Annotated in this window: 10 protein-coding genes and 1 pseudogene; 8 read left to right on the forward strand and 3 right to left on the reverse strand. The window is 73.7% G+C overall.

Annotation, left to right across the window (positions count from 1 at the left end):
- A pseudogene (locus BI06_RS52935) lies at positions 1-237 on the reverse strand (hypothetical protein); the annotation flags it as partial.
- A gap of 185 nt (positions 238-422) precedes the next feature.
- On the opposite strand from BI06_RS52935, the gene BI06_RS29215 reads away from it, so the two are divergent.
- Complete coding sequence (locus BI06_RS29215) at positions 423-1277, forward strand: SAM-dependent methyltransferase (RefSeq protein ID WP_078880478.1); 855 nt, start codon at positions 423-425, stop codon at positions 1275-1277.
- Between the two features lie 140 nt (positions 1278-1417).
- Here BI06_RS29215 and BI06_RS29220 read toward each other — a convergent pair whose 3' ends face one another.
- Positions 1418-2317 (reverse strand): Fpg/Nei family DNA glycosylase, encoded by a 900-nt coding sequence (locus BI06_RS29220; RefSeq protein ID WP_030397009.1) that lies wholly within the window; start codon positions 2315-2317, stop codon positions 1418-1420.
- A gap of 150 nt (positions 2318-2467) precedes the next feature.
- Here BI06_RS29220 and BI06_RS29225 point away from each other — a divergent pair, with 150 nt between their 5' ends.
- The 4 genes from BI06_RS29225 to BI06_RS29240 all read left to right on the forward strand — a co-directional run bounded on the left by BI06_RS29225 (position 2468) and on the right by BI06_RS29240 (position 5278).
- Positions 2468-2965, forward strand: a complete 498-nt coding sequence (locus BI06_RS29225) for an SRPBCC family protein (protein WP_063764342.1) — start codon at positions 2468-2470, stop codon at positions 2963-2965.
- 87 nt (positions 2966-3052) lie between these two features.
- Entirely contained in the window at positions 3053-3718 is a 666-nt protein-coding gene (locus BI06_RS29230; RefSeq protein ID WP_037781837.1) for a hypothetical protein, read from the forward strand.
- Positions 3719-3812: 94 nt separating this feature from the next.
- Positions 3813-4640, forward strand: a complete 828-nt coding sequence (locus tag BI06_RS29235) for a thioredoxin domain-containing protein (RefSeq protein WP_051742075.1) — start codon at positions 3813-3815, stop codon at positions 4638-4640.
- On the forward strand, positions 4637-5278 hold the full coding sequence (locus tag BI06_RS29240; RefSeq protein WP_043472586.1) for a vitamin K epoxide reductase family protein: 642 nt from the start codon (positions 4637-4639) through the stop codon (positions 5276-5278). Before BI06_RS29235 ends, BI06_RS29240 begins: the two co-directional genes overlap by 4 nt.
- A gap of 63 nt (positions 5279-5341) precedes the next feature.
- Here the strand turns inward: BI06_RS29240 and BI06_RS29245 are convergent, their stop codons facing one another.
- Positions 5342-6337 carry an adenosine deaminase gene (locus tag BI06_RS29245; RefSeq protein ID WP_043472589.1) on the reverse strand — a complete coding sequence of 332 codons (996 nt, stop codon included), beginning with the start codon at positions 6335-6337 and terminating at the stop codon, positions 5342-5344.
- A 172-nt stretch (positions 6338-6509) separates the two neighbouring features.
- On the opposite strand from BI06_RS29245, the gene BI06_RS29250 reads away from it, so the two are divergent.
- From BI06_RS29250 to BI06_RS29260, 3 genes are all read left to right on the forward strand, one after another.
- Positions 6510-6791, forward strand: coding sequence for a DUF6158 family protein (locus BI06_RS29250; RefSeq protein WP_030397015.1), 282 nt, complete (start codon positions 6510-6512; stop codon positions 6789-6791).
- A gap of 141 nt (positions 6792-6932) precedes the next feature.
- Positions 6933-8321 carry an NADP-dependent succinic semialdehyde dehydrogenase gene (locus BI06_RS29255; RefSeq protein ID WP_043472592.1) on the forward strand — a complete coding sequence of 463 codons (1389 nt, stop codon included), beginning with the start codon at positions 6933-6935 and terminating at the stop codon, positions 8319-8321.
- Between the two features lie 350 nt (positions 8322-8671).
- The coding region (locus BI06_RS29260) for an RICIN domain-containing protein (protein WP_063795029.1) at positions 8672-9109 on the forward strand (438 nt) is incomplete at its 3' end.

The raw sequence follows: 9109 nt of genomic DNA on the forward strand, positions 1-9109 counted from the left end.
GGCGGACGGGCCCGCGGACGGCCCGGCGGCCTGCTCGGCGGCCGGAGTCGTGGCCTCGGTCGGGGGCGGCCCTTCGGTGGGCGAGTCCCCCGGGACCGGGTCCGGGCCCGCCGAACGGGCCGCGGCGGCGGCCCTGGCCACCTCCTCGGCCCGGCCGCACCCGGCGACCCCGAGCAGCGACATCCCCGCCGCGACCAGCAGCAACCTTCGCGAAGTAATCTGACGATCAGACAGCATGACGGATCTGTCCCCCGTTCATCGGCCCGTCTCCCAGCGGCCACCCCGACAGGTTCGATCACCACCCCAACGGCCCAAGGCGGGCCCTGTGCACCGGCTGTTCGCCCACCCCGTGACCGGATCCCCGCCGGGCCCGCTAATCTGACCTCTCCCAGTGTGATGATCTGTCTTAAAAGGACGTGGCCATGACGACGAGTCAGGACTTCGCCGACCGGTCCGAGAACGATGCCGCCGAACTCAGCCAGTGGGAGAAGTACGGGGTCGACACCAGCACCCCGCACTCAGCCCGCGTCTACGACTACTGGCTGGGCGGGAAGACCAACTTCCCGCCCGACCGCGCGATGGGCCAGGCCATCGAGCAGGCCGTGCCCACCATGAAGGCGCAGGCCAAGGAGAACCGCGGCTTCCAGAAGCGCGCCGTGCGCCACCTCGCCGAGCGCTACGGCATCCGCCAGTTCCTCGACCTCGGCACCGGCATCCCCACCTCGCCGAACACCCACGAGATCGCCGAGTCGGTCAGCCCCGGCACCCGGGTCGTCTACGTGGACAACGACCCGATCGTGCTGGCCCACGCCCGCGCGCTGATGGTCTCCACCCCGGCCAGCCGCACCACCTACATCCACGCCGACCTGGGCAAGCCCGCCGAGCTGCTGGCCGACCCGGCCCTCAACAGCACGCTGGACCTCGACCAGCCGGTCGGCATGCTGATGATCGCCGTACTGATGCTGATCGCCGACGAGGACGACCCGTGGGGCAAGGTCGCCGCGCTGCGCGACGCGCTCCCCTCCGGCAGCTACCTCGCGCTCACCCACCCGACCCAGGACTTCAACGAGGCCGCCGTCGCCCAGGTGACCGCCTCCGCCCGCGCCGCCGGGATGACCCTGGTGCCGCGCAGCAAGGAGGAGGTCACCCGGTTCTTCGACGGCTGGGAGCTGATCGAGCCCGGCGTCGCCCCGGTGATGTCCTGGCACCCGGACGGCGAGCAGCCGGCCGACCCGTACGCGGCGTACTACTGGGGCGGCCTCGCCCGCAAGCCGTAGGCCCTCCACGGCATCCCCGACGTCCCGCCGGCCCCGCCTCCCACCGCGGAACGGGGCCGGCCGACGGCGCGGGCCGGTTCGGCGGCCGCACCTGTCAGCGGCCGCACCGCTTCGACGGCCGCGCCACTCCGGCGGCGGCGCTACTTGAGCAGCCGGGAGAGCCGCCGGTCCGCGAGCGGCTTCCCCCCGGTCTGGCAGGTCGGGCAGTACTGCAGCGAGGAGTCCGCGAACGACACCTCCCGCACGGTGTCCCCGCAGACCGGACAGGGCTGCCCGGTCCGCCCGTGCACCCGCATCCCCAGCTTCTTCTCCGCCTTCAGCTCCCCCGCCGCCAGTCCGCGCGAACGCTCCACCGCCTCGCGCAGGGTCGAACCGAGCGCCTCGAACAGCCGCTCCGTCTCCTCCTCCGACAGATCGGCCGCCAGCTTGTACGGGGACATCCGGGCCACGTGCAGCACCTCGTCCGAGTAGGCGTTGCCCACCCCGGCCAGCACGGTCTGGTCCCGCAGCACCCCCTTGATCCGGCGGCGCTCACCGGCCAGCAGCGCCCGGAAGCGCGCCAGGTCGAAGTCCGGGTCGAACGGGTCCGGGCCCAGCCGGGCCACCCCCGGGACCTCCTCGGCGTCCCGCACCACGTACACCGCGAGCCCCTTCTTGGTGCCCGCCTCGGTCAGGTCGAAGCCGTCCCCGTCCGGGCCCTCCAGCCGCACCCGCAGCGCCAGCGGATTGCGCCCGCCCGGCTTCGGCGGCTCCGCCGGCAGCTGCTCCCGCCAGCGCAGCCAGCCCGCCCTGGCCAGGTGGACCACCAGGTGCAGCCCGTCCGCCCCGGTGTCCGCCGACCCGGTGGCCACGAGCCCGATGTCCAGGAACTTCCCGTGCCGGACCACCGGGCCGACCGTCCGCCCGGCCAGCGCCGTCACCGGCGGGTCGTAGGTCTTGAGCGCGCTGATCGCCACCGGCCGCACCTCGGCGACCACCCGCCCGGTCAGCCGTTCGGACAGGAAGGCGGTCAGGGCCTCGACCTCTGGCAGCTCCGGCATGTGCCCAGTCTCGCCCGACCGCCCGCCGTCCGCCTCCTCCGCCTCCCGTCCCGCCGCCCCTCCGGGCTGCCCCGCCCTTTGCCCCGGGCCGCCCCGCGGCGCAGTCTGGAGGGGCGGCCCGCGCGCCAACCCGAGGAGGTCCGGCCGGCCATGAGCACGCTGGAGGAACAGATCGACATCGACGCCCCCGTCCTGGCGGCCTGGGAGCAGCTGCACCGCGTCCACGAGTACCCGCAGTTCGTCGACGGCGTCCGCACCGCCCAACCGCACGGCCGCAACCTGGCCCACCTCGCGGTGGAGATCGCCGGCGCCGAACGGGACGTCGAGACCGAGATCACCGACCGGGGCCGGGGCCGGGTGATGGCCTGGCGCACCCTGGACGGTCCGGAGCTGCACGGCGCCTTCGCGCTGCGCCCGCTCGACCCGGCGCACACCCGGGTGCAGGTCCGGGTGGAGTACGACCCGGGGGCGGTCCGGGAGGCATTCGGCGGACCCGGCGGCTTCGCGCTGGCGGGGGCGATCGAGCGGACCGTCCGGACCGACCTGGAGGCGTTCCGGGAGCTGGTCGAGGCCCGGGTCGAGGCCGCCGCGAAACCGCCCGAGCCGGTCGTGGAGGCACCCGGCACGGTCACCGTAAACGGCATATAAGCCCAGCTCAGGGACGGTGGTGAGGATCTTCACAGCGGGCCGCGGAGCCACTCGTCCGGCTGTCGACCTGTGGCACACTCGGGACTCATGAACTGTGCCCGGGACACCAGGACGCTGCGCGCGGCGGTCTTCGCCGCGCTGCTCGTGCTGCTCGCCGGGCTCGGCCAGGTACTGGTCACCGGACGCCCGCTGCCGCTCGGCACGCTGGCGGTGGCCGGGGCCGCCGTCTTCGCGGTGGCCTTCGTCCTGTCCGGCCGCGAACGCGGCTACCGGGTCGTCGCGGCGGTCTTCCTGCCGCTGGAACTGGGCCTGAGCGCCCTGTTCGACCTCGCCCAGTCCACCTGCCCCTCGCTGCCGCCCGGCGCCGCCCGCGGTCTCGAACCGCTGCTGTGCGGCGGCGGCTCGCTCGGCGGCCTCCTGCTCGGCCACGGGCTCTCCCGGCCGGTCGGGCTCGGCCTGCTGCTGCTCCTGCACACCGTGCTCGCGCTGGCCGCCGCGTACTGGCTGCGCAGCGCCGACGCCGCGCTCTCCGGGCTGGCCCGCACGGCGCGGATCCTCGGCGACTTCGCCCGGCGCTTCCCCGCCGCGGCCGGCCACTGGCTGGCGCTGCTGACCGCGCCGCTGCCGGCCCGCCCGGTGGCGCGGGTGCCGTTCCCCCGGGCCAGCCGGGTGCTGGTCCCCGCCGAGTCCGTCCGGCTCCGGCCCGCCGTCCGGCGCGGCCCACCCGCGCGGTTGCCGGCGCCCGCCCGCTAGGCGACCCGCGGACCCTCCCGGTCCCCCGGTCCCGGCCGGCCGTGCGCCCGACGCGCCCGCACGCCCCGCCAAGAGCACCAGGACGACCTCCACCATGAGCACCTCCCCCAAGAAGAGCACCACCCCCGGCGACCGGAAGGCCGCCCGTCGGGCCGCCACCGAGCGGATGCGCCAGGAGCGCGAGCAGGCCGAGCGCTCGGCCCGGATCCGCCGCCGGGCGGTGGTCGGCACCGCCTCCGCCGTCCTGCTGGCCCTCGCGGCGGGCGTCGCCTTCGCCGTCGGCGGCTCGACCGGTTCCGGCGGCGGCTCCGGCTCCGCCGACACCGCGGGCCCGCTGGTCGTGCCGGCGAACGCGAGCGGCCCGGACGGCACCGTGGTCACCTACGGCAAGGCCGACGCCCCGCACACGCTGGAGATCTACGAGGACTTCCGCTGCCCGTTCTGCGAGCAGCTGGAGACCACCACCGGCCCGACCGTCCAGCAGCTCGCCGACGCGGGCAGCTACAAGATCGAGTACCACCTGGCGACCTTCCTCGACCAGGGCCTCGGCGGCAAGGGCTCGCGCACCGCGCTGGCCGCCGCCGGCGCGGCGCTGAACGAGGGCGTGGACAAGTTCAAGCAGTTCCACGACGTGCTCTACGCCAACCAGCCGGAGGAGCGCACCGACGCCTTCGCCGACGTCAACCACCTGCTCGACCTGGCCGACAAGGTGCCGGGCCTGAAGACCGACGGCTTCGTCAAGGCGGTCCGCGAGGGCACCTACCTGCCCTGGGCCGGCCAGGTGAACAAGGCCTTCGACAAGAGCGGCGTCACCGGCACCCCGACCGTCCGGCTGGACGGCAAGAAGCTCGACGTGTTCTCCGGCGGCAAGGCCGTCTCGCCCGAGCAGTTCACCGCGATGGTCAAGCAGGTGACCGGATGACGGCCCCCGCCCCCTCCCCCGCCCCCGCCCCCGCGGGCACCCGGCCCGGGTACGGCGCGAGCCGCCCGTTCGCCCTGCTGCTGGTGATCGGGGGCGCACTGGGCCTGTTCGCCTCGGCGGTCCTCACCCTGGACAAGATCCGGCTGCTGAAGGACCCGTCCTACGTCCCGAACTGCAACATCAATCCGATCATCAGCTGCGGCTCGATCATGCGCAGCGACCAGGCCGAGGCCTTCGGCTTCCCCAACTCGCTGCTCGGCCTGGTCGGCTTCGCCGTGGTGATCGCGATCGGCGCCGGCCTGCTGGCCGGCGCCACCTACCGCCGCTGGTTCTGGCTCGGCCTCCAGGCCGGCACGGTCTTCGGGATCGGCTTCGTGACCTGGCTGATGTACCAGGCGCTGTACCGGATCGGCGCGCTCTGCCCGTTCTGCATGGTGGTCTGGACGGCGATGATCCCGCTGTTCTGGTACACCACCCTGCACAACCTGCGCACCGGCATCATCCCGGTCCCCCGCACCCTGCGCCCGGCCGTCCGCGAGGCCGCCCGCTACCACTGGGCCGTCCCGGCCCTCTGGTACGCGGTGATCGCCCTGCTGATCCTGAAGCGCTTCTGGTACTACTGGTCGACCCTGCTCTGATCCCCGCTGTGTTGGGCGCCCGCGGCGCCGTCCCCGTTGCCGGGGGCGGCGCCGCGGCGCGTCTCAGGCGGCGCCGAACTCGTAGGCGGCGACCTCGGCCAGGAGGGCGGCGCGGCGCTCCTCGGGCAGGAAGGAGGCCCGGAAGGAGTTGGCGGCGAGCAGGCGCAGGGTGTCCTGGTCCAGGCCGAGCGCCTCGGCGAGGGCGTCGAAGTTGTCGCCGACGTAGCCGCCGAAGTAGGCCGGGTCGTCGGAGTTGACGGTGGCCAGCAGGCCGGCCGCGAGGATCGCGGGCAGCGGGTGGTCGGCCAGGGTGTCGACGCAGCGCAGCCGCACGTTGGAGAGCGGGCAGAGGGTGAGCGGGATCCGCTCCCGGACCAGCCGCTCGACCAGCGCCGGGTCCTCCAGGCAGCGCAGGCCGTGGTCGATCCGCTCCACGCCGAGCACGTCCAGCGCCTCGGTGATGTACGAGGCCGGGCCCTCCTCCCCGGCGTGCGCGACCCGGTGCAGCCCGGCATCGGCGGCCCGACGGTAGACCTCGCGGAACTTGGCCGGCGGGTGGCCGACCTCGGCGGAGTCCAGGCCGACACCGGTGATCCGCCCGCCGAACCAGGGCCGGGCCGCCTCGAAGGTCTCCAGCGCCGACTCGGCGGACTCGTCCCGCAGGAAGCACATGATCAGCCGGGTGCTGATGCCGTGGCGCTGCTCGGCCCGGTCCAGCGCCCGCCCGAGCCCGTCGACGACGACCGGCAGCGGGATCCCGCGCGCGGTGTGCGCCTGCGGGTCGAAGAAGATCTCCGCGTGCCGCACCCCCTGCGCCGCGGCCCGCGCCAGGTACGCCTCGGCGAGCTCCTCGAAGTCCTCCTCGGTCCGCAGCACCGACATCAGCGCGTAGTACAGGTCGAGGAAGGACTGCAGGTCGCCGAACGCGTACGCCCGCCGCAGCTCCTCGGCGTCCGCGAACGGCAGCTCCACGCCGTTGCGCCGGGCGAGCGCGAACGCCAGCTCGGGCTCCAGAGTGCCTTCGATGTGCAGGTGGAGTTCGGCCTTGGGAATTGCCATCGACGCCTGTCCGGTGGTTTCGGTGCGGATACGAAGGTTTCATCCTACGTTTCCGCGCCCCGCCCCGAGCCGGACGCCCCCCGCACGACCCCACCACCGTCGAACAGGTGTACCGGTGGGGCCGACGGGGCAACGGGTAAGCGGGGGGTTTCCCGTCCGAGGAGGAGTGGACATGGCGCACCCCGACACCGCGCACGCCAGGCCCGAGGGCATCTCCCCGCACGCCCTGGGCAACGACACGCTGCTGCACGAGCTGGAGCAGCTGCACCGGACCAGGCACGAGACCTTCCTGTACGGGTCGGAGGAGGCCCTGAAGCGGCACACCCTGCGCACCGGGCAGCTGGAGGCCGAGTACCTGCACCGGTTCCCCAACCGCCTGGTCACCGCCGGGCGGACCAGGGCCGGTGCCCGGGCCCGCGACGCGGCGGCCCGGGCGGAGGCGCTGCCGGAGTAGGCCGGGACCGCCCGGCCGAGCGGCCGGGCCGCGACCGTCCGCCGGGACACGCCGGGCGGGGGTGGTACCCGGGGCGCGGGCGGTGGGCCAGGGTGGGAGGACCGACACCTCCACCCCCGCGCACCCCTGGGAGGGGCCCCGATGCCCATCGCAAGCGTGAACCCGGCGACCGGCGAGACCCTGGAGACCTTCGAACCGCTGGACGCGGCAGGCCTGGAACAACGGCTGGCCCGCGCCGAGGAGGCCTTCCGCACCTACCGCACCACCTCCTTCGCCCAGCGCGCCGGACTGCTGCGCCGCGCCGCCGAACTGCTCGACGAGGACCTCGAGAGCATCGCCCGGACCATGACCGAGGAGATGGGCAAGCCGATCGCCGCCGCCCGCGCCGAGGCCGCCAAGTGCGCCAAGGCGATGCGCTGGTACGCCGAGAACGCCGAGGCGCTGCTCGCCGACGAGCACCCGGAGCCGGCCGACGTGGCCGACGCCGGGGCGGCCCGCGCCTATGTGCGCTACCGGCCGCTGGGCGCGGTCCTGGCGGTGATGCCGTGGAACTTCCCGTTCTGGCAGGTGGTGCGGTTCGCCGCGCCCGCGCTGATGGCGGGCAACGTCGGGCTGCTCAAGCACGCGTCCAACGTGCCGCGCACGGCGGTGGCGCTGGAGGAGCTGTTCCGGCGGGCCGGCTTCCCCGAGGGCTGCTTCCAGACGCTGCTGATCGGCTCGGGGGCGGTGGAGGCGGTGGTCCGTGATCCCCGGGTGGCCGCCGTGACGCTGACCGGCAGCGAGCCGGCCGGGCGGGCGGTCGCGGCGGCGGCGGCCGACGAGGTGAAGAAGGCGGTGCTGGAGCTGGGCGGCAGCGACCCGTTCGTGGTGATGCCGAGCGCGGACGTGGACGCCGCCGCGGCCACCGCCGTCACCGCGCGGGCGCAGAACAACGGGCAGTCCTGCATCGCCGCCAAGCGGTTCATCGTGCACACCGAGGTCTACGACCGGTTCACCGCCGCGTTCACCGCCGCCATGGGGGCGCTGCGGGTCGGCGACCCGATGGACGAGGCGGTCCAGGTCGGCCCGCTGGCCAGCCGACAGGGCCGGGACGAGATCGCCGAGCTGGTCGAGGACGCCCGGGCGCACGGGGCCCGGGTGGAGTGCGGCGGGCGGCGGCCGGAGGGCCTGGACGCGGGCTGGTTCTACGAGCCGACGGTGCTGACCGGCATCACGCCGCGGATGCGGATCCACCAGGAGGAGACCTTCGGCCCGGTGGCCACGATCTACCGGGCGGCCGATCTGGACGAGGCGGTGGCGCTGGCCAACGACACCCCGTTCGGGCTCAGCTCCAACGTCTGGACCGAGGACCCGGCGGAGCAGGAGCGGTTCGTCCGGGACATCCAGGCGGGCGGGGTGTTCTTCAACGGCATGACCGCCTCGCACCCGGCGCTGCCGTTCGGCGGTGTGAAGCGCTCCGGTTTCGGCCGCGAGCTGTCCGGCCACGGCATCAAGGAGTTCTGCAACGTCACCACGGTGTGGATCGCCTGAGTCCGCTCCCCCCGCGCGACCTGCGCGCCCCCGGCCGGGGCCGTGCGCCCCGGCCGGATCCGGCCAAGTTCGGGCACGGTCGATTGCTCCGATTTGCCCGTTTGCCCCGGGTCCGCCACCCGAAAGGGAACCCGCCGCCCTTCACAGGGGGCGGACACGCCCTCCACAGAAACCCCTTCGACAACGAACAGACGTGAATTATTGAGCTAATATTCAGAACATTTTGGCGACATAATTCGTGATGGCCGAAGAACGGCAGGCCGGACCGGCCGTGATATCCCCGCAGCGCATTTCCGGATAAGTTCCACAACGACCGGCCGGAGGGCCGGTCACCACGGGAAGGAAATGCGATGAATCTCCTCCAGCGCACCGTCGCCCTCGTCGCCTCGACCGCCGTCCTGGCCGGCGGCGCGACCGTTCTGGCCGCCGGCCAGGCGAGCGCCGCCACCAGCGAGATCACCCTCCAGAACGTCGCCACCAGCCGCTACCTCGACAGCAACGGCAACGGCAACGTCTACACCCTCCCCGGCAACGGCGGCTCGTACCAGCGCTGGTACGCCAGCGACCTGGGCGGCTCCACCTTCAACCTGCGCAACAAGGCCACCGGTTTCTGCCTCGACTCCAACGGCAACGGCAACGTCTACACGCTGAACTGCAACGGCGGCAGCTACCAGAAGTGGGTCCGGGGGAACGGCCCCTACGGGCACACCTACCGGAACCTCGCGACCGGCCTCTACCTGGACAGCAACGGGAACGGCGATGTGTACGCCCTGAGCGGCAACGGCGGC

Source organism: Kitasatospora sp. MBT66 (genome assembly GCF_000710405.2).
Taxonomy (GTDB): domain Bacteria; phylum Actinomycetota; class Actinomycetes; order Streptomycetales; family Streptomycetaceae; genus Kitasatospora; species Kitasatospora purpeofusca.